Raw genomic sequence first — 19,561 nt, 5'->3', positions numbered from 1 at the left:
TTAGTCCAGCTAACCATTTTACCTACAGCAGGAGGACAGTTAATTTCAATGTATGCTATGCTGAATTCAGCTAATAAAACGTTGATTGGGGTGCAATAAAACAATGAAGCTAAAAACCATTAGCGGGTTTGTCCTCCTGCTGCTCGGAGCTGTATTATTTCTAAACCAAGGCGAAGAATTTGGCCCAGGCAAAATATTTGCTTACTTCTGGCCATCGTTATTCGTCATACCCGTTGGGCTTTTCTTCCACTGGCTGTACTTCTCCATGATTGGCAGACGTGGATCAGGCCTATTAATTCCGGGAGGCATTTTGTTCACTGCAGGTGTCGTTTGTCAGATCGCTATGTTATTCAACAATTGGGGGTACATGTGGCCGGGCTTTATCCTCGCCGTTGCCATTGGCTTGTTTGAATTTTATTGGTTCGGCAATCGGAACAAATGGCTGCTTATTCCCATTAACATTTTGACTGTGTTGTCTATTCTTTTCTTCGCCGTCTTCTCCATTGGCTCCCTCTACAGCAAGTTTTTACTCAGCCAGCCGATCATTGCGATCATCCTTATTCTCTGCGGCGCTGTTATCCTGCTGACGAAGAAGAAAGACATCTAACAACTCCCTCCTATGGTATGGTATAATCACATGCATCGCGAACCTAAGCACATGCTTACGAAGTGGTTTGCTTCGCAAACCTAAGATTATGCTTACGAAGTGGTTTGCTTCGCAAACCTAAGATTATGCTTACGAAGTGGTTTGCTTCGCAAACCTTTAGGAGGAAATAAAAGATGTTGTCTTTTGAACAAAAGCTTGCAATAATTGAAGGCTTTCCTGAATTAGAACGGAAGGATGTTTCTCTTGGCCGCACTAACTTCCATTACGAAGAAAGCGCACATGAGAAAAAGTCGGTCGTGCACCATCTGCATCCGAACGGAAACGGTTATGTTTTCGCTGGCTTAGTTAAAGGTGTAGCAACCGATGACAAAGGCCTAGTCAACATTCGCGATTACAACGAGGAAGAGCTTCGCTCGCTTATTGAGAAATCGATCCATTCTCTATCCATCGAACCGCCAGAGAAACCGGAATCGAAGAAAAAGAAAAAGCAAAAGGCACCGCAAGAAGAGCGCTGGATCGGACCGGACAATGCTGTGCTAACCCTGCTGTTTGAAGAAGATCTTTGGTATCTATATGCCGACTTGAATCTGGAATCCGCTTTCGAGACCTACGAGGAAGCTGAGCAGTACTTAGAAGAAGAGCAATTCTCACGCGCCTAGCCGATACATGGCAACGAATGTTTGTTCATAGGTACCAAAATCCGTATTGCTTAATAAAAGGAGAAACGATTGCTGTTTCTCCTTTTTTCTGTGCGACTAAACAGGATTTTTGTCATTCCGTGTCTAATTGTAAGTAGGAGCATCTTAGACCGTGGGAGGAATTATTTTTGTCGATTAAAGCTAAGCTATCCTTCTCCATATCCATAATAGTAGCTGTCATACTGACACTAAGCACCTTGCTCTATTACTACACAACAAAAACTGAAGCTGAGGCTAATCTAGAAGTTCAGTTTACTAATATTGCAAAGCAAATAAGCAGTACGGTCGAAGCGTCAGAGAACGCCCGCCAGTACATGGAGGACACGCTTGGCGACAAGCTGCGCATTGCCTCTCTAGCGGCAAAGTCACAGCTGGATCCCGAAATTAAAAATGTAACAAATGAGCAGCTCGTAAAGCTTAGCGCTCAGCTTGGCGTCGATCATATTACATTATGGCAGCGATTTGGAAACGATGTTGTTGCGAAACGCTCCTCAGATCCCAATGAAATCAATATGAGCTCAAAAACCTGGGATTATTGGCATGTTGCCTTTTTACAGCTTTTCGACAAACATGAAGTAAACATTGTGCAAGGTCAGAAGCTCAAAAACTTCTGGTCAGGCCCGTTTAATTTCTCAACGTCGGATCCGTCCGAAATTCGCAAATGGGGCTATTACTATGACGGTTCAACAAACTATATCATCAATCCATACGTCAACGCTCAGGTGCTGCTTGATTTCGACTATACCATTGGGACAGATGCAATCGTTAACAAGATCATTGCCGATCAATCCGATATTCTAGAAGTTACCGGATTCGACCTTGAGTTTTACGGCAAGGACAAAATTATTAAATACAAACAAGGCATTCCCGTTTACAACCTCGACGTTCGAGCCATCCCGTTTGGCGACTATAACTATCAGGATCAATCAAACGATTTTTTAAATATTCAACAAGTCAATAAAACCGGTAAGAGCGTTACCGTCAAAAGAAACATCAATGGCGTTCCCGTTATCAAAAACTTTATCCCGATTAAGACGAACAAAAACTATGTGTTTAGCGTCGTTTTTGATCAGAAAGCGATTCAAAAGCCCGTTAATCAGCTGTTGGTTATGCAATTTGTCATTTCACTTGGACTCGTGCTTATTACGATGATTGCGAGCTATTTCATAGCCGGCTTCATGCTGCGCGGTCTCAATCAAGTTATACGTAAAGTAAATGCGATTGCTGCAGGTGATTTTGGGGAAGTCATAACGATTCGCAGCGAGGATGAATTAGGCTTGCTTGCCTCTCGTGTCGATACGATGGGCAATAATCTAAATCATTATACAACTCAGCTTAAAGCTGCTGCGGAAGAGCTGCAAAGCACGAAGCAGTATTTGGAATCATTCGTCAATCATACATCGGACGCCATTCATGTCACTGATTTGGAAGGCCATGTCATACAGGTCAATATCGCTTTTGAAAAAATGTACGGCTGGAGCCAAGAAGAAGCGCTTGGCATCACGCTTGATAACGTTCCGCGAGACTACTTAAGCTCACACAAAGAGCTTGAGGCTACTGTACTGCGAGGCGGCTCTGTAACGGATTATGAAACTGTGCGCTACAGTAAATCCGGCAAACTCATCGATCTCAGCATTACGATTTCACCTATTCGCGACGAGCTGGGCACCATTATTGCGATTGCCACTATATCTCGGAATATTACTTCGCGCAAACAAACAGAAGAGATCATTAGGCGGTCTGAGAAGCTATCGGTCGTTGGTCAAATTGCTGCGGGCGTGGCGCATGAGGTTCGCAATCCACTTACGACACTGCGTGGCTTTGTACAGCTGCACAAGCAGACCGGCTCGTTATCGCCAGCTCATCTTGAGATTATGCTTGGCGAGCTCGATCAGATTAATATGATCGTGAGCGAGTTTCTCGTATTCGCTAAGCCGCAGGCCACGATCTATCAGCCTGTGAATATCATCCGCCTCGTTGGCGATATTATGATGCTGCTCGATTCAGAGGCAAAGATGAGCAATGTGCAGCTTGCCCTGCTCGCGGAAGCCGAGCTTCCTGAGGTGATTGGCGAGGCTAATCAGCTGAAGCAGGTTTTCGTAAATATTATGAAAAACGGCATTGAATCGATGACCAGCGGCGGCATACTCTCCGTGAAAGTGGCGTGTGATGCAAATCGAGTAATCATCCTGCAATTTATCGATCAAGGCTGCGGAATTGCCGAGAGTGATTTGCTTCGCCTAGGAGAGCCTTTCTTTACGAAAAAAACGAGCGGAAATGGTCTCGGCCTTATGGTAAGCCAACAGATTATCGCTGCGCATAAGGGCACCATTGTGTTCCACAGCGAGCTCGGCTCAGGCACCTGCGTTGAAATATCATTGCCAACGACCAGCTAGGGATATCCCTAGCTGGTCGTTTTATTTATTTCCCTACACTAATTTCTTTTTAGATCCCCTATTCCACGTCAACCAAATCTACATTGCGAAATGAGAGGTACGCTAGTAAAACGCCAACAGCTGCCAAAACCAAAGGAATTGCAACAATCGAGCTTAAAGTAAATCCTTGTGTATTGGAGCAAACGATGGAGACGACGAGAATGGACGATACGACCGTCGCAGGAACCGACTTCCGCCACAATCCAAAAACTAATGGAAGCAAGCTCATGCCAGCAGCTCCAATTGCCTGTATAACTACGTTTAGCGCTTGGCTGCCAAGCAACTGGATTGTAATCGCTTCATCGATATAACCAAATATTGAATTCAATAAAAGAATGTAGCCGGTTAAGAGAGCATTTGCGATAATGATGCATGTAAACGCCCATACAGCTACCATAATTAGTTTAGCGAAGATTAGTTTTTTACGGCTAACGGGATAAGTAAACAACAGCGACATCGTTTTATTCTGGTACTCGCTAATAACAAGCTTCGCTAACAAAACAGAAGCATAGATGATAAATGTAGCGCGAACAAGCGTATCATTCATAAAAAACATATTGGCATAGCTTTCAAAAACACTGCCTACTTCGGACACGTTTACTTCGGATATGGATTCTATTCTCTCGACAAAGTAAAAAAGTGTGGAAAATCCGGCAATCACTGCGAATGCAATCAATGCTCCCCATACGTAACTGGACATTCTGCCTTTCTTCATTTCAAGCTTAATTAGATGCAGCATGCTCATCGCCCCCTTTAATCACTTGGAAAAAGTACTCTTCAAGCGAATCATGACGACGATTGATCGATTCAACGCCTACATCTTGCAAGATGAGCTGCTTAGATATTTCAATCGGCTGGATGTTCGCCTCATACACGCGTATGATCCGCCCTTCCATTGCCTTAAAGTTGCGCAGGCCAAGCTGGTTCTCCAGTACATATGCCGCACGTGCAACATCATCCGTCACGATCTCGATATATTGTGTCTGCGTTTTGCGAATACGCTCCATTGACACTTCACGAATGAGGCGGCCTCCATCAATTACACCAACAGTGTCAGCGATTTGCTCAATCTCGGCAAGAATATGGCTGGAGATAAGCACTGTCATTCCGAACTCATCACGCAAACGTTTAAATAATACCCTCATCTCCTGAATGCCAGCTGGATCAAGTCCATTAATCGGTTCGTCGAGGATGAGCAGCTCCGGTCTCGTCGAGATGGCACGCGCAATGCCCAACCGCTGTTTCATTCCGAGCGAGAACTGCCGAACTTCCTTCTTCTCGATCCCGCGCAGCTGTACAAGGTCTAGCGCTTCGCGCATGGCCTTGGGATTGTAGTGGCCCATATATTCGCCATGCAGCTCCAAGTTGCGCTCCGCAGTCAGCCTGTCGTAAAATACAGGTGTTTCGATAATGTGACCAATTCGTTTCAGCGGCTCAATCACCCCCGGTGTAAGCAGCTCCCCGAACAACTCGATTTCTCCTTCCGTCGGCTTAATTAAATTAAGTAGCATCTTCATCACCGTAGTTTTACCAGCGCCATTCGGACCCAGAAAGCCGTATATTTCGCCACGCTTCACTGACATATTAACCTGGGACACAGCCTCTATTCCCTGATAGGCTTTGGACAATCGCCGCGTTCTAATAATGTCGGACATTGATAACACTCAACTTTCTCTTTTTGTTTTGCTTGCTCCAATAACCTTATCTTACAGCGGTCTCTTCTCTATTTTCTTACTCAAATCTTACTTAATTCTTAAGTTGCCGACCTTTATATTCGCTCCCCTTACCTGAGCTCAGCGGCTGCACGCAATTTAACTGTAAAGCTTGTACGCTTGCCTGGTATGCTATGAACCACAATCTCTCCTTGCAGACGATGCACGAGCCGCTTCGTTATCGTAAGGCCAAGTCCGCTGCCCTGCACCTCGCGATTGCGCGAATCCTCCAATGTATAAAGCCGCTCAAAAATCCGATCCTGATCCTCATCACGAATACCTTTGCCTTTGTCCACCACTTCTATAAATATAAACTCGCCGCGTTCGTATAGCTGTACACCTAAATAGTTGCCATCCGAGCCATAACGCAAAGCATTGGAAACGAGATTATCGAGTATTCGCTCCAGTGCCTCTGCATTCGCGTATACCCAGAGAGGCCGCTCTGGAATTTGAATATCAACTTCAATCCTTTGCGAAGTCAAAATATCATAATAAGCAAGCAAGCTATGTCGGCATATTTCCCCTGCATCAAAGCGGGTGAGCGGCATCTCGATATCGCCCGACTCCAGCTTCGACAGATCAAAAAATTTATCCATTAGCTGGATAACCTCCAGCGCCTTGCCGTGGACATGCCGAAGCAGCCGTTCCCGCTCTGCAGCGGGCAGCTCACTATTCCGAGATAATGCTTCTGCATAGCCAAGTACAACCGTAAGCGGCGTTTTGAGATCATGCGAAACGTTTGCCAGCATTTTACGCATCGCCTGCTCCGTACGAGCATAGTCGGCTGACGACTTGCGAGCTTGTATGACCAGCTCGTTTATTCCTTCCTGCAATTGTCTGAGTTCTAGTGAATCCGTCACAAACAGCAGCTTACCGCCCTTATCAGCTATTGAAAGACGCCTCAAATAGTCATGAATATACATGATGTCACGTCGATAGGCGCGGTTTCTCGCTGCCTGCAAGCTGCATACGATCAGCAGTACGAGCAGGAGCAGCAGCATTAACCATCCATACCAAGCCATGCTACATCTCCCCCAGCTTGTAACCAATACCCCACAACGTGCGAATATATATGGGGTTAGAAGGGTCGTCCTCGATTTTTTCACGCAGTCTGCGCATATGTACATTAATAACATTTTCATCACCATAGTACTCTTCATTCCATAATAAGCTATAAATTTGTGCCTTCGTATACACCCGAGTTGGATGCTGAACAAACAGCTTTAAAATATGGAACTCCTTAGCTGTCAGCTTCAGCAGCTCGCCGCGCTTCGTCACGGTAAAATTGCTTGGGTCTATACATAATTCACCAACGTTAAGCAACTCTGCTTGTAACTGCTCAGGAATGACCGCATATTGCGTCGCACGGCGAATCGCAGCCTGCACACGAGCTGACAGCTCCATGAGTGAAAAAGGTTTCGCTATATAATCATCTGCGCCGAATCGCAGGCCCAGCGCCTTATCTACCTCGCCGTCCTTAGCCGAAAGGATTAAGATCGGAACACGGCTCCGTTTACGGAAGTGCTGAAGCAAATCCAATCCGTTCCCCTTGGGCAGCATTAAATCAAGCAGCACGAGCTCATAGGTCATCTCATCGAACCGAATCGCTGCCTCCACCGCATCTTTCGCGGTAATGACCTTATATCCTTCATTGCTCAAATAATCCCTTACCATCTCACTAATTGAAACATCGTCCTCTATTAATAACAAGCTGCCTGACATGTAAGATCTCTCCCTTGAGTTGCCTAAGCTTTATCTTATAAATTATTCATTCAATTATAAAATTTAAGAATTCGAAATGTAAAGAAATCCCCAATTTATCACTGCTTCCTCGTATATTTATGTATTGATGTTGACGCTGTTCACGGACAGATGTAAACTGAAATATTACATTTGATATGCAAATTCTACTTTTTTTGAAATATTAGCATTCATAAATTGTTATCTTATAAGAGGCTGCTATTTCATCGACGAAGCTTCTTCAGCGTCCTGAGGACGTCGAAGCGTTTCTCTTTGCAGTACAGTTTCTTTTAAGACAGTATTTATTTTACAGAAAAATAAGTTAATATAGTAAAGTGTGTACACATCCTTTATGCGTTCAAACGTACGATCATTCCGCAATAATGGGAGTCGCTTATGTCATGACTATGAATTCCCCTATGTCACAGTACATTATTATTGTCATTATTTCAGGCGTTCTTAGCGTGCTGCTTGCCATATATGCTTATTACAACAAGAATAAATTTTCAGGCATGAGCGTGTTTATGTGGATGACCGTTCTATCAGCCGTATACACCTTTGCTTTCGCATTTGAGCTTGCCAGCGATTCGCTTCAAGAAATCCGCTTTTGGTTAAACATTGAATATATAGGCATGCCCTTTATCGCTCCTTGCAGCCTCCTGCTCATCATGCATTATGTTGGGCTAAATAAATTCAATACGTTCAAAAAATCATGGGTCTTATTCGTTATTCCTGCCATAACGCTGCTCATGGTCACTACCAACGAATATCATAATCTCTTTTATAAAAACTTATATTTGCGGCCTCATGTTGCTACAACAGTGGTGGATGTAGTGCCTGGCATCTGGTATTACGTACATGGCGGATACACTTTTGGATCTATGCTCGCCAGCTTGTTTATATTGGCGCGTCATTGGCAGAAGACAAAATCCATTTATCGCAAGCAAATGCTCACACTGGCAGTAGGCATTTCGCTCCCTATGTTAGGGGCGCTTATGTATGTCCTTGGTCAAACTCCGCTTGGGATGGACCCTGTTCCGATTCTTATGTGTGTGACATCCATATTGTATGTCACATCCATATTCTCGACTGCGCTGCTGACCGTTGCGCCTATCGCGCGGGAGCATATCTTTGAGAGTATGCGCGACGGCGTTCTCGTTCTTAATTTAGAAAATCAAATCATGGACTTTAATGGCGCAGCCACAACGATTATTCCTGCGCTTACTCCTTTAGCGATTGGCCAGAAGCTGGATCACATTTGGAAGCGCGGAGCCGAATCAGGCGCCTTTTCCTTCGGAATGGACGAAACCGGAGAGTACGAGCAGGAGTTCAAATGGATTCGAGGCGGGGAAACGTTCTACTACCGGATAAGAGCCTCCAACCTATTAAAGCCAAATGGCCAGCTTGCTGGCAGAACCATCGTGATGATCGATGTGACGGAATACACGCTGCTTCAGAATAAGCTGCGCCATCTCGCGGAAATTGATGGGCTTACTTCTATTTATAATCGAACCTTCTTTATGGAAAAAAGCAGACAGCTTCTTTCCTCTGCCCATCAAACGAAGCAGCCGCTTTCGTTTATTTTGTTTGATATCGATTATTTCAAACAAATCAACGACCGTTATGGGCATAGCTTAGGCGATTTTGCATTACAGCATGTCGTAATGATTTGCCAGCAAACGCTCCCTGCTGATGCCTTATTCGGACGTTATGGCGGAGAAGAGTTCGCTATAAGCTTGCCGAATACATCACTTATACAAGCTGGTCAAATCGCTGAGCAGCTCCGTGCAGCCATTGCCGGAAATCCGCTCTACAGCGCGGCTAGAGCGATATCCATAACCGCTAGCTTCGGGGTCGCTGAGGCAATATCCGCCGATGTTCCGCTTGAAGCGCTATTAAGTGAAGCAGACGTGGCACTCTACCAATCCAAGCATAGCGGAAGAAACGCTGTGCATTTATCCAATCAGGACCGTGTACATGCAAATCAACAAAAATAACCATACTAGCATGAAAGAGATAGGTGGGATGACTTCATGTTTAAATTTGCCGCCTTGCGCGACATATTGCGTTTTCGGCCAAGTCCTCCGCAAGTGATGACCTTCGGCTTTATATTTCTTATATTGATTGGCGCCGAGCTCTTATCGCAGCCTATATCTTATTCGAATGACGTTTCGCTTTCTTATCTGGATGCTTTGTTTATGTCCACCAGCGCAATTTGCGTAACAGGACTTACTGTATTAAATCCCGGCACTCATTTTTCCACATTCGGTCAGGTTGTCATCATCGCATTAGCCCAAATCGGCGGATTAGGTTTTATGACGATGGCAACCTTATTTGCTTTGCTGTTTCGCAAGCGCATTTCGTTTCGGGAGCGGCTCGTGCTGCAAGAATCCATGAACTATGGTTCGACAGAAGGCATCGTACGCATGATTCGTAAAGTTCTACTCTACGCTCTAGTCATCGAGTTAACCGGAGCGGTACTGCTTAGCAGCTATTTCATGCTGGAAATGCCGGTCGGGAAGTCGATTTATTTTGGCATTTTCCATAGTATTTCTTTTTTCAACAATGCTGGCTTTGATTTGTTTTCCCAATTTCCCGAACGGGCAAGCAGTCTCATCCATTACGTGGAGGACCCGTTTGTAAATATCGTATCGATGCTGCTGATCTTTTTTGGCGGAATCGGGTTTATCGTCATATCAGAGCTCGTGAACTATCCAAAAAACAGAAAGCTCAGCTTACATAGCAAGGTTGTCTTATCAGTTACCGGCCTTCTCACCGTAGTTGGCGCGATTGTTATTTTTGCCTTGGAGTTTTCCAATTCCAGTACGCTTCACCCGCTATCCGCAATTGGAAAAGTTTTTGGCGCCTTGTTCCAATCGGTTACAGCTCGTTCAGCTGGTTTAAGTACGGTTGATCCCAGCATGCTGCGAGAGGTTACACAGTTTTTCATCATCCTGCTTATGTTTATCGGCGCGGGCCCCGGCTCAACGGGCGGCGGTATTCGTGTAACGACCTTCGCTATTCTCATTGGAGCAATCGTAGCGATGATGAGGGGAAAAGAAGATGTCGTCTTGTTCCGTTATCGCATTTCCAAAACCCAAATTCATCAAGCGATTATGTTCACCATGATTGCGTTCTCGATTATTTGCGGGGCGACCATGCTCCTCTCCATCACGGAGACAGGGTCTTTTCTTGCCATATTGTTTGAAGCGACCTCAGCCTACTGTACGGTGGGCATGTCAGCAGGACTAACGAGCCACTTGAGCGAAATCGGAAAAATTATTATTATTTTGCTTATGTTTGTCGGACGGCTAGGGCCTGTCACGTTGGCCTTTGCGCTTAATACACGTACCAAAAAAGAGCTCTACCGCTACCCTGAAGGCAAGATCACGATTGGGTAAGCTCGCATTTGCATCAATAATCTAGTGAATGATACGATAGCTAAAGGCTAGTCGTTCCGGAAGGCTACTAAAGGAGTTAACGTCATCATGATTAAAAATTCACATAACGATTCGATACTGGAATCTCGTGAGAAATGGCGCCATAGCAGTAAACGAGTGCTGATCGTGACTGCGGTTGATGCCGAGCGCGATGCGGTTCTTCGTGGGCTAGATGGGTTAAACCGTGTCGACGTCATAACAGCTGGAGTAGGCGCAGCGTCGGCGGCAGCACGTACAGCGGCGTACTTAACTGCTGCAGTTGAATCCTACGATTTGGTCATAAGCGCTGGTATTGGCGGCGGTTTTGTCGGAAAAGCAGAGATCGGCTCATTAGTCGTTGCCGATCTCATTGTAGCTGCTGACCTAGGGGCCGAGACGCAGGATGGTTTCCTTAGCTTGGACGAGCTGGGGTTCGGATCAGCACGTATTGCTGTAAGCACGACTTGGAATGATCGTTTGTATGCTGCTATTCAATCAGCGGGCTTAACGGTTTGCAGCGGCGCTATTCTTACCGTTACAACAGCAACAGGTACGGCTGAGACCACTGCTGCGCTAAGCAAACGAATCAGCGGCGCGTCTGCGGAAGGAATGGAAGGCCATGGCGTTGCAGTAGCTGCGTCCGCACTTGGTATTCCAGTTACTGAAATTCGCGCGATATCCAATGCGGTTGGACCGCGGGATCGCTCCGCGTGGCGCATTGGAGAAGCATTAGCCTCATTAGAAGCAGCTAGTAAAGCCATACGGGAGGTTTTTTAAAATGAATATCGCTTATTCACCCTGTCCAAATGATACTTTCGTTTTCCATGCTTGGGCGCACGGGCTTATTCCAGGTGCACCTGAGCTGGACGTTACCTATGCCGATATCGATATTACGAACAATTGGGCTGCAAAAGGCAAAGGACCCGAAGTCATGAAAATATCTTACGCTGCACTCCCTTGGGTGTTGGAAGATTACAAGCTTCTACCTTGTGGAGGCGCACTGGGCAGAGGCTGCGGACCGCTCGTATTAACTGCCGGGGAAATAAAAAGTGCTGCTGATCTAGCAGGCAAACGAGTAGCTGTACCAAGTGAGCGCTCAACCGCTTATCTTTTATTCCGATTATGGGCGGCTCAGCATATTCCGAACGGGGATCTCGAAATTGTCGTCATGCCCTTCCACGAAATCATGCCTGCTGTTCGCGATGGCCAAATCGATGCGGGTCTCGTTATTCATGAAGCCCGCTTTACTTATCCCACATATGGACTCAGCATGCTGACTGATCTGGGCAGCTGGTGGGAATCAGACACAGGCTTGCCTATTCCGCTTGGGGCCATCATCGCTAAGCGCTCATTGGACACAGATGCGATTACCAATTGGGTTCGCGAATCCGTTGAATATGCATGGGCTAATCCCGAGGAATCTCGCCCCTATATTATGATGCATGCGCAGGAGCTCTCACCAGACGTTGCGCAGGCGCACATCGATTTATACGTCAATGAGTTTACTGGAAATCTTGGTGAAGACGGGTATGCCGCGATAACTGCACTGCTTGGCCGTGCTGCTGAAGAGGGGCTCGTCCCAAGCTTCGACTTGTCACTGCTGCGCTAGTGTAACGCTATTTAGAAACTAGCTCATATATTTTCGTAGCAGACCTGCTTTTATCTACACTGCACTTATCTGCAATGTAGTGACTTATCAGACCTCTGCTTGTGAGCTGCGCTTTTTGCGGCAAGATTAACAACAATACCCCCAATTCCGACGAATTGGGGGTTTTCTATTATAATGGCTTCAACAGAGCAAAAGCGCTGCCTTACTTTTCACTACCTTGTTTTCACACGCAAACCGATCTGTTTAGTCCACACATCAAAAAAGAGGCTGCACCTAAAGTAGAAAAATCTACGATAGGAGCATCCTCTTCTTTTACAGCCACACTCTGACCTTACTTGCTGGAATCCTTTTCTATAACCGTAAGCGGGCCAAACGGCTCCGCAGAAGAATCTTCATCTGCTTCGACAAAGCGCTTAAGCGCAAACAGTTTATTTTCCCAATAACGCTCATAATAGGCCAGCCATCGCTTCAGCTCAAGGAGAGGCTCAGGGTCAAGCCGGTAACGTGTTTCCCGTCCAACCTTCCTATCCTTCACAAGTCCAGCATCCGCCAAAACACGCAAATGCTTCGAAACCGCCGTACGGCTCATCGTGAAATGACCGCTTATAACGGTAACCGGCAGTTCCTCATCCCCAAGCAAATGCAGCAGCTTGCGACGCGTTGGGTCAGCAATAGCCTGAAACACATCATGCTTTGGTGCGGGCTCAGCCATATTAGGCCTCTACATAAGTGCTAAGTTTCTGAACAAGACCAACCCAGCCGCCTGACATGCGATCACGAACCTCTGCATGCGACTGTCCGAACTCAGTAACTTTGTTCACATCCCAGCCAGAGTGAACAAGGGTGAATTCCGTTTTACCTTGCAAATCAGACAGTTCGAAGCTGAGCGACCAATCCTTGCCCCATTCAAAGGTAAGGCGCGTCGGCGGTTCAAGCACGGTTACTTTGCAAGGGGAATTTCCGAAAGGCCCCGCTTCCAAATGAAATTCATAACCGAGCTCCGCTTGAAAATTGTTCGGCATAAACCATGCGGCAATACCTTCAGATGTCGCAACTGCATCCCATACTTTTTGAATCGGCGCATTAAGTATCAGCGTTTGTCTAATATCAGACAGCGTACTTTGTGTATTATTGTTTTCCAACTCATGACCTCCATTTAATGTATCTTGGCAGTTTATAGACAATAATATGAAACCATTTGGTTTCGTAACGAGATTATATAACACCTTTTGGTTGCACGTCAAATAGGTAAACCAAGCCAATCGCTAGTTTACCCATTTAACTCTTCCCTTATTTCATATCGTAGTATAGAACCTGACTCAATTCATGGAGCGAGCCAAACGACTGCTTACTTTAAACTAAACACGCATGTCGAACGTCCGATCCGAATTTGCTACTTGCCCTATCGAAGCTTTTGGCGCCACTGCACTGTCATACAGAAAAATAATGAACACCATTTGAACGAGCGGCAGTACTGAGTTGTTTCACTTTTTGTGCTTATGCCATCGTCATCGCTTCCGCCCATTTGCCGCCTACCAGCTTCCCGTTAGAGAAAGCCGCGGTGCGAGCCGGAGCATATGCCAGCGCATGCTTCGCATTCAGCGCAGCCACCAGCATAAAGCTGGCAGGATCGCCTGCCTTGGGCGCAAGTGTCCCCGCTGCAATAAGCGGATAGGTTTGCAGCAGCTCGTCATCAAGTATCCAGCCGAATTTTTCTGCCAGCTTCGCACCTCTTGCAAGCAAATCCCCGTTGCCGAAAGGGCTCCATGCATCGAGAATATTATCCGAGCCGACGTGTACGCGAACCCCTTCTGCTACAAGCTGATCTACGCGAGGCATTGGTCTATCGAGTGGAACGCTCGTAATGATCGCTACGTCATTTGCCTTAAGCTGCTGAGCGAGTTCTTTGGACTCTCCTTCGCTCACTTGCCCTAAACAATACGCATGGCTGACTGCTGTTCTTCCTCCTTTATCCGCTTGTGCCGTCAGTTCAGCAAAGCGGCTTATCGTATATAGGCCTAAGTGGCCGGGATCATGCAAGTGAAGGTCAACGCCAGCATTAAACTCCGCACTAAGCTCAAACATGGCTTCAAGACTACGATCGACTTTGCGATCAAGCCCCGCCGGATCAACACCGCCGACATATTCGGCTCCAGCACGCATAGCTTCCTTCATTACCTGCAAGGAATCGGATCGAAGCAGTCCCTGCTGCGGGAAAGCTACGATCTCCATTTCCATAACTCCACGGTACTCTTCCCGCACCGTTAGCACATCCTCCAAATGCGAGATGCCGAGCTCTGGATCAACATCTACATGCGTCCGAATTTTGGTGGTGCCATGGCTGAGGAGCAAATCGATAAGACGACGTGCACGCTCGGCTGCCGTAGTCGGCAGTGAAGCCAGCATGGACTTCTCAAACGCCAATTGTCCGGGCAATGTGATAAAAGGCTGCAGCGGCTTCCACGGCTCACCCAAAAAATGTTTGTCCAAATGGATATGCATATCGGTCGTCGCCGGCAAATACTGCAATCCCTCAGCATCCCTTACGCTACCCGTGTTCACGCCAGCAGAATCATTATTGCTTGGCGTTATTTTTGAAATCGTACCCTTCTGCAAGTCTAGTGTCATATCAAATAAACGATCATTAATAAGAACTCGATTTAGTTGTGTGATTTTCATCTTTTCCATCCTCTGCCATTTTATTGGATTAATATACGCCTAATTAGGCTGCTATCATACGAGCATCTTGTATTTATACGGGCATTCTATATCAACGCTTAGGCTTGTAAAAAAACTTGCAAGCTGCTCGTGACATGGGTCTCTGCCACCTTAACACCACGTTTCCATACCGTTCTGTGCTCCGGCTTACCGAGCAGAATGTCCCGTTCGGACGGTTCTGCAAATAACACCATATCAGCTTCTGAGCCCAGCTGCAGTCCATAGCTCTTGATCCCGAGCGCTCTTGCGGCTCCCTCTGTCAGCATCTTAATCAATTGGCGAGCATCGCCTTCACCGCCCATATATGCGGTTATTGCAAGCAGCCATGCGATCTCCAGCGGATCAGCTTTGCCAAACGGAGTAAACGGGTTGCGTATATTGTTAACGCCGACAACAACGTTCACCCCCTTCTCAAGCAGCATACCTACTGGTGTTAGCCCGCGTCGCTGCTTCTCCTGATCACCTCTGCCGCCAATAAACAAGTCAGTGGCCGGCAGTGTCATGATATGAAGATCGGCTTCCTTAATCAGATCAGTAACAACTTCCGCTTGCCTGCGTTCCAGCGAACCGAGCGAGGTTACATGCCCTGCGGATACAAGGCCTTGCATCCCTGCTGCAATTGTTCTGTCAGCAATTTTAACAATTGCAAGCTGTTCGGGGTTATCCGAGAAATCGGCGTGAAAATCGATCGGCTTGCCGTATTTCTCCGCAAGTTCAAATACATACTGCAGATGCGCTTCAAGGTCATCATCCTGATACGTAATGCCGCCTACCACATCGCCTCCGGAACGCATGGCCTCATCCATGAGTTCAGCCGTACCTGGACTTTTGAATATGCCCTCTTGAGGAAACACTACAATTTGTATATCAAGGGCGTGTTTCACCTTCTCCTTCAGCTCAAGCACAGCCTCAAAGGCTGTCAAACCAAGGATAGGATCAACCTCCACATGGCAGCGCATATGCGTGACTCCGCTGCGAATCGCTTCACGGATAACAGCAAGCGAACGTAACTCCATATCTGCCGGGGTGAAGTCATGCTTCATATCCGCGGTCATGCGAATCGCCTCAGATAAAGAGGCTGCTTCCTGAGCCATTCGCGAGAGCAGATAAGACTTTTCCAAATGAATATGCGGCTCTACAAAACCCGGCAGCAGCATCCCGCCAGCAGCGAGCTCTATGAGCTGTGCTTCGGGTACAAATTCGCTCCCGCTTGGCGCTAGATACTCGATCTTTCCCTGCCGCACTCCAATATCCATGAGCCTTGTTTCATTCTGTAAACGAACTTGTGTAAGGAGTAAATCCAGCAATGTCCTCACCTCCGATTATCATGTGGACGATGAGACAAGCCTTACGGAGAGGCTCACCCGTCAGTTGTTATTTGGCATGTAAACCCTTGAAAAGAGCATACCTGCTTGCCCACGAACTGTCATTGTACGTTCAATACAAATCTTATTTATATTTTTAGATGAAACGTCTAACATATTCTTTACAGCATTCTTGAATACTGCTAGCTTTTATATCAGGAACTAAACCGGAGAGGGATGAATAAGAATGCTGCTCGAACAATTGCTGTTACACCCAATATTTTCTGGATCAACGGTCATTGCAGGCCACAGCGGCTTATCCCGTGTCGTTGAAACCGTTAATATTATGGATGCCCCCGACATCATTCATTTCTTAAAGCCTGGCGAGCTGCTGCTTACAAACGGCTACTTTATGAAGGAAAATCCTGAAGCTCTACTCGATCTTATATTGAAGATGAATCAATTGAAATGCTCTGGCCTAGCGGTAAAGACGAGACGTTTTGCCCTCGACATTCCCCAAGAGATCAAGGATGCGGCCGATCGTATCCCGTTTCCGATTATCGAAGTCTCTTCGGTTGAGCATTCGCTCGGAGAAATCTTGCAGCGCTCGACCAGCGTTATTTTAGATAATAAAAATGATGAGCTGCAGCATTCGCTAACCGTCCACAAACAATTTGCTTCAATGATCATGAAAGGAAACGGTATTCCCGAAATTGTAACTGCCCTTACGCAGCTGCTTCACTCGCCTGTTGTGCTGCTTAGCAGCAAGCTGCAGGTTACGTCTCACTCGCATCACTTCAAGCTGCCTAAGTTTCTGCCTCTCGTATCAGCAGTCGAAACCGTTCTAAGCAGCCAGCCCTCTCTTCAAACTGCAGCACACCACTGCTTGCTTGATCCCGCTTTACACGAATACCGCCATGTAGCGATCTATCCGATATTCACCTATAGGCATGAGGGTTATTTGATTACCTTTCAGCCCAAACAAGCCTCATCAAACCAACATGACTTAACGCTAGAGCAGGCCTCTAACGTCATAGGCATGGAGATGTCGAAGCTGCAGGCGGTAAAGGAGCGTTCACGTCGGTACAAAAATGAATTTTTCTCCGATTTAATTGATGGTTTTATCGGTTCTGAGCAAGAAGCTTTGCATCGCGGCAAAAAATACGGTCTCAAGCAAAAAGGGAAATATCTGCTTTTAGCTGCAAAAAAAGATGAACAGACAAACCCTAGAGTGAGCCAAACAACTAATGCTGCGGCTCTGTTCGACGAGCGCCTGATCTCTGAGAGGGATGTGCAATATGAGCTGATTAAGCGCCATTTTTCCTTGCTGGGTGAAGTGTTCGTCATGTTTACCAAAAATGATTTGTTCGGGATGCTCTTGTTCATTCAAGAGTCCAAGTGGGAGGAGGGTACGTTCCTCAAGCATTTATCCGCTATGACATCTCAGCTGTTTGAGCAATCCCAGCTTAGCATCTCGCTTGGCGTCGGCAATCCGGTTACTAACGTACTTGATATCGGGCTGTCGTATAATGAGGCAGTCAAAGCGCTGCAAATCGGTTACCAGATGAAAAAAACGAGGTTTGTTCAGTCCTATCAATCCAAGGATATCAGCTATCTCTTCCGTATGATTCCCGATGATGAGCTGAAGCAGTTTTACGAGGAAACCTTTCAATGCTTCTCTACTATTGAAGAAACCGAGCAAAAGGAACTGATGCGGACGCTGAATATGTATTACGATACACAATGCCAGCTCGTCGAAACGTCTAAACGGCTTTTTGTGCACCGCAATACGGTTATTTATCGATTGGACAAATGCGAGAAGCTGATGGGCATTAAGCTCAAAGATCCCACTGAAAGCCTTCGCTTCCGTATCGCCTTCGCTATCGAGCCGCTATTACGAATAGATCCTAGTCGTTAGAAAGTTAGAAATAAAAAAAGGGACGATCCCTGGCCGCATTGCGCCCTAGAGAAAGTCCCTTCTAAACTACAGCTATTCTAAATTCGCATGATTGCCATACATCGCTTGTCCGCTTAACGCCTGCTTCTCCATCAATCGCAAAATAATAGCGTCGCATACAATCAGCAGCATTTGCTCAAATAATGAGCCCATCGGCTGAATCGTAGCCGCTTCATTCGCTGCCTGATCCTTCGGGGCTCCTGGCAGCTTGACGACGATGTCAGCCAAATTGCCGATCGTCGATGCCGGCGAGAGGGTTAACGCGCCTACCGCGGCTTCCAAGCTTCGCGCTTTCTCCGCCATCGGCACCAGCGATTTTGTCTCGCCAGAGCCGGAGCCAATTAGAAGCAAATCACCTTTACTCAAGCTGCGCGTAACCGTCTCACCAACGACATACACATCCAAGCCGAGATGCATCAGTCTCATCGCGAACGCCCGCATCATCAGTCCCGAGCGGCCAGCTCCTGCCACGAATACGCGTCTTGCCGAGCCAACAGCCTCAGAGAGCAGCCCCAATTGATCCTCTGACAGCTGACCCGAGGCTTGATTCAGCTCCTGCATGATAGCAGCTAGATTATTCTCTTTAAGCATCCTTCGAATTAACCTTGCTTAATCAATTGCTGCATTTCGGCAGCTGCTGCTTTAATATCGGCTTGTCCCGTAATGCCGCCGCCTACGATGACAAGATCAGGACCAGCAGCGATAACTTCCGGCAAGGTGTTCAGCTTAATGCCGCCTGCCACAGCTACCTTTGCATTTTTGACCACTGCTTTAATAGTGCGCAAGTCCTCGAAGGAGTTTTGACCAGCCGCTTGCAGATCGTAGCCCGTATGAACACAAATATAATCAACGCCGAGTGCATCGACTTCAGCCGCACGCTCCGCCAAGTTTTTAACGGCAATCATATCAACCAATATTTGTTTTCCTTGTTTCTTCGCTTCATCGACGGCACCCTTGATGCTCGCATCCTCTGCAACACCAAGAATCGTTACGATATCCGCACCAGCTTCAGAAGCTTTCATCACTTCGTAGCCGCCTGCGTCCATGATTTTCAAATCCGCAAGTACGGTCAGGTTAGGAAAAGCTTCCTTAAGCGCTTTGACCGCATGCAAGCCTTCATTGATTACGATCGGCGTTCCAATTTCCACGACATCAACAAAAGATTCAACCTGCTTCACAACTTCAATAGCCCCTTGAATATCAACAAGATCCAGTGCTAATTGCAATTTCATCTATATTCACTCCTCATAGGTTCTGTTTGTTTCACTCACAAGGCCTATTCTAGAGAGTTACGGATAAAAAAAAAAGTACGCACTTTTATGTAACGTAGTACCCATTTGGGAACTATGAGCAGCCATTTCT

General features: G+C 46.6%; 18 protein-coding genes. 8 read left to right on the top strand and 10 right to left on the bottom strand.

Features of this window, described 5'->3' with window-relative positions:
* The first annotated feature begins 103 nt into the window (after positions 1-103).
* From ACIFSR_RS08445 to ACIFSR_RS08435, 3 genes are all read left to right on the top strand, one after another.
* Complete coding sequence (locus ACIFSR_RS08445; RefSeq protein ID WP_339205534.1) at positions 104-607, top strand: hypothetical protein; 504 nt, start codon at positions 104-106, stop codon at positions 605-607.
* A 173-nt stretch (positions 608-780) separates the two neighbouring features.
* Positions 781-1,266, top strand: coding sequence for a hypothetical protein (locus tag ACIFSR_RS08440; protein ID WP_430056642.1), 486 nt, complete (start codon positions 781-783; stop codon positions 1,264-1,266).
* Between the two features lie 167 nt (positions 1,267-1,433).
* Positions 1,434-3,701 (top strand): PAS domain S-box protein, encoded by a 2,268-nt coding sequence (locus ACIFSR_RS08435; RefSeq protein ID WP_430056640.1) that lies wholly within the window; start codon positions 1,434-1,436, stop codon positions 3,699-3,701.
* A gap of 58 nt (positions 3,702-3,759) precedes the next feature.
* Here ACIFSR_RS08435 and ACIFSR_RS08430 read toward each other — a convergent pair whose 3' ends face one another.
* The 4 genes from ACIFSR_RS08430 to ACIFSR_RS08415 all read right to left on the bottom strand — a co-directional run bounded on the left by ACIFSR_RS08430 (position 3,760) and on the right by ACIFSR_RS08415 (position 7,174).
* On the bottom strand, positions 3,760-4,479 hold the full coding sequence (locus tag ACIFSR_RS08430; protein WP_430056637.1) for an ABC transporter permease: 720 nt from the start codon (positions 4,477-4,479) through the stop codon (positions 3,760-3,762).
* A complete protein-coding gene (locus ACIFSR_RS08425; RefSeq protein WP_430056634.1) occupies positions 4,463-5,395 on the bottom strand; it encodes an ATP-binding cassette domain-containing protein in 933 nt (310 codons plus the stop codon). Before ACIFSR_RS08425 ends, ACIFSR_RS08430 begins: the two co-directional genes overlap by 17 nt.
* A gap of 128 nt (positions 5,396-5,523) precedes the next feature.
* On the bottom strand, positions 5,524-6,474 hold the full coding sequence (locus ACIFSR_RS08420; protein WP_430056631.1) for a sensor histidine kinase: 951 nt from the start codon (positions 6,472-6,474) through the stop codon (positions 5,524-5,526).
* A 1-nt stretch (position 6,475) separates the two neighbouring features.
* Positions 6,476-7,174 carry a response regulator transcription factor gene (locus tag ACIFSR_RS08415; protein ID WP_430056628.1) on the bottom strand — a complete coding sequence of 233 codons (699 nt, stop codon included), beginning with the start codon at positions 7,172-7,174 and terminating at the stop codon, positions 6,476-6,478.
* Positions 7,175-7,593: 419 nt separating this feature from the next.
* On the opposite strand from ACIFSR_RS08415, the gene ACIFSR_RS08410 reads away from it, so the two are divergent.
* The 4 genes from ACIFSR_RS08410 (at position 7,594) to ACIFSR_RS08395 (ending at position 12,220) form a co-directional block, all read left to right on the top strand.
* A complete protein-coding gene (locus ACIFSR_RS08410; RefSeq protein WP_430056626.1) occupies positions 7,594-9,189 on the top strand; it encodes a histidine kinase N-terminal 7TM domain-containing diguanylate cyclase in 1,596 nt (531 codons plus the stop codon).
* A gap of 36 nt (positions 9,190-9,225) precedes the next feature.
* Entirely contained in the window at positions 9,226-10,593 is a 1,368-nt protein-coding gene (locus ACIFSR_RS08405; protein ID WP_430056623.1) for a TrkH family potassium uptake protein, read from the top strand.
* 87 nt (positions 10,594-10,680) lie between these two features.
* Positions 10,681-11,388, top strand: coding sequence for a futalosine hydrolase (locus tag ACIFSR_RS08400; RefSeq protein WP_430056621.1), 708 nt, complete (start codon positions 10,681-10,683; stop codon positions 11,386-11,388).
* Position 11,389: 1 nt separating this feature from the next.
* Positions 11,390-12,220: a 1,4-dihydroxy-6-naphthoate synthase gene (locus ACIFSR_RS08395; protein WP_339205540.1), complete on the top strand. Its 831-nt coding sequence runs from the start codon at positions 11,390-11,392 to the stop codon at positions 12,218-12,220.
* A 331-nt stretch (positions 12,221-12,551) separates the two neighbouring features.
* Here ACIFSR_RS08395 and ACIFSR_RS08390 read toward each other — a convergent pair whose 3' ends face one another.
* The 4 genes from ACIFSR_RS08390 to ACIFSR_RS08375 form a co-directional block, all read right to left on the bottom strand.
* Positions 12,552-12,932 (bottom strand): ArsR/SmtB family transcription factor, encoded by a 381-nt coding sequence (locus ACIFSR_RS08390; RefSeq protein ID WP_430056619.1) that lies wholly within the window; start codon positions 12,930-12,932, stop codon positions 12,552-12,554.
* A gap of 1 nt (position 12,933) precedes the next feature.
* A complete protein-coding gene (locus tag ACIFSR_RS08385; protein ID WP_430056616.1) occupies positions 12,934-13,362 on the bottom strand; it encodes an SRPBCC family protein in 429 nt (142 codons plus the stop codon).
* Between the two features lie 355 nt (positions 13,363-13,717).
* Positions 13,718-14,899: an amidohydrolase family protein gene (locus ACIFSR_RS08380; RefSeq protein ID WP_430056614.1), complete on the bottom strand. Its 1,182-nt coding sequence runs from the start codon at positions 14,897-14,899 to the stop codon at positions 13,718-13,720.
* A 98-nt stretch (positions 14,900-14,997) separates the two neighbouring features.
* Positions 14,998-16,245 carry an amidohydrolase family protein gene (locus ACIFSR_RS08375; protein WP_430056612.1) on the bottom strand — a complete coding sequence of 416 codons (1,248 nt, stop codon included), beginning with the start codon at positions 16,243-16,245 and terminating at the stop codon, positions 14,998-15,000.
* Positions 16,246-16,489: 244 nt separating this feature from the next.
* Here ACIFSR_RS08375 and ACIFSR_RS08370 point away from each other — a divergent pair, with 244 nt between their 5' ends.
* On the top strand, positions 16,490-18,160 hold the full coding sequence (locus ACIFSR_RS08370; RefSeq protein ID WP_430056609.1) for a PucR family transcriptional regulator: 1,671 nt from the start codon (positions 16,490-16,492) through the stop codon (positions 18,158-18,160).
* Positions 18,161-18,232: 72 nt separating this feature from the next.
* Here the strand turns inward: ACIFSR_RS08370 and hxlB are convergent, their stop codons facing one another.
* Together hxlB and hxlA are read right to left on the bottom strand one after the other, a co-directional pair.
* A complete protein-coding gene (hxlB, locus tag ACIFSR_RS08365; RefSeq protein ID WP_430056606.1) occupies positions 18,233-18,790 on the bottom strand; it encodes a 6-phospho-3-hexuloisomerase in 558 nt (185 codons plus the stop codon).
* 8 nt (positions 18,791-18,798) lie between these two features.
* Positions 18,799-19,431 (bottom strand): 3-hexulose-6-phosphate synthase, encoded by a 633-nt coding sequence (gene hxlA / locus ACIFSR_RS08360; RefSeq protein ID WP_076266387.1) that lies wholly within the window; start codon positions 19,429-19,431, stop codon positions 18,799-18,801.
* Positions 19,432-19,561: the final 130 nt, after the last annotated feature.

It is taken from the genome of Paenibacillus sp. NRS-1760 (assembly GCF_050467785.1).
Lineage (GTDB): Bacteria > Bacillota > Bacilli > Paenibacillales > Paenibacillaceae > Pristimantibacillus.
Note: the sequence above shows the minus strand (reverse complement) of the source record. Positions and strands in the feature narration are given on the sequence as shown.